Consider the following 1437-nt stretch of genomic DNA (forward strand, 5'->3'; position numbering starts at 1 on the left):
CTGTGTTCGGTTCGGGATCTGTTTGGACCATGCTTGATCGCACCGGTTCTTGATCGGTAAACGTAGTCATATTAGGTTTTGGGGCTTCTAATAAGCGTTGTATAGCCTCAATTTGGTGATCTTTAGCTTCTAGTTGTTCTCTTTGAAAAATTTCTCGCTCATGTGCAAGTTCTAGCTGTTTTTTAAGTATGTCTACTTGCTGTTTTAGCATGTCTACTTCTGTATCTTTTTGTACCGTAGTAGACTGTAACGTAGTTACATTATTATTTTTATTAGATGGCTCGCCAAATACTCGTATGGCTTCAGATAAATCTATTTTACCATCACTATTTTTTGATAAATCCCCTTTATTTATACGTTTATAGATACTTTGACGATTCATTCCATAGAGTTGAGCTAATTCAATAACAGATAGTGCTTTCATCATGTAACCCAAGTAAAAGTCTGTATGTCAGTAGACAATATTTAGTAATGTAACGTTACATCAATGATTTAACGATAGCCAACCTTTTCAAGCATGGGAGCAAACTCTTTTAACTTCTCAGAATCTTTAAGCATTTCAGCAATTCTTACTGCGAATTGAGGATAGCTTTCAGTTCCTTGAGAGTATTTACTCATTTCAGGAAGTTCAGATAGCTTATTGGAAAATAAGTGGCGTTGAGAGTCAGTCATTTTTTTTGAAAAAAGATCTAGATTGCCAGATATTGTCTGATTTTCTAATGATTTAGTTTTAGATTTTTTTTGTTTAAAAGAAAAAGAAAAACCAGATATTGAACGGCCTTTTTTATGCTGTTGGTAGGTTGCCTCTATATCTGTTTTTTCGCTAATTTCAGAAATGGCTAAGTCAAGAACTCTAGTTTTAAAGTGATCCATACGCTTGTATTCATTAACACCAATTCCAAGTTGTTCTCTAAAAGTTGCTAATTCAAATACTGGCGTTTTTCCAATAGCTTTCCATTGAATTAATAACTCGTATAATCTTGCTGAATATGTACTGTTAAGCTGGGCTGTTTGGCTTAGTAAATATTGAGTAAAAAAGTCTTTAATTCCATCAATTTTACTTATGCCTTGTACAACAGCTAAAGTGAAAACAAGTTCAATAGCCCCTTCATCATCTAGATATTTTACTTGCTGAATCCATCTACTTTTGACTAATTTCCCATCTTCATCAAAGAAGCTAAATCTTCTGTTAAATAAAGAATCCTCTGCTTCTTTCATTCTCTGATAAGCATTTTGCCTTGTTGTCCCAAAAACTTCAGCATATCTCAATGCATCTATTCGTAAAGGAGTATCTGTACTTAGTCCAGTACCCGTATGTCTAGCATCAACAATGGCTAATTGAACAATATGAAACTCTGATAAAGATAGAGTTTGAAAAGCTTGGTTTAACCGATTGGTTTTTACAACTAATTCTTTTGACATAGACTCAATTGAAAT

2 protein-coding genes are annotated in these 1437 nt (G+C 33.6%); both read right to left on the bottom strand.

Going from position 1 to position 1437, the window contains the following annotated elements; genetic code table 11:
* On the bottom strand, positions 1-424 hold a 424-nt coding region (locus tag FTV31_RS16885; RefSeq protein WP_180015790.1), incomplete at its 3' end, for a plasmid replication DNA-binding protein.
* Between the two features lie 68 nt (positions 425-492).
* Positions 493-1422, bottom strand: coding sequence for a replication initiation protein RepM (gene repM / locus FTV31_RS16890; protein ID WP_086222692.1), 930 nt, complete (start codon positions 1420-1422; stop codon positions 493-495).
* Between the last annotated feature and the right edge of the window lie 15 nt (positions 1423-1437).

The sequence above is a fragment of the Acinetobacter sp. YH16031 genome, assembly GCF_013417335.1.
Classification (GTDB): Bacteria; Pseudomonadota; Gammaproteobacteria; order Pseudomonadales; family Moraxellaceae; genus Acinetobacter.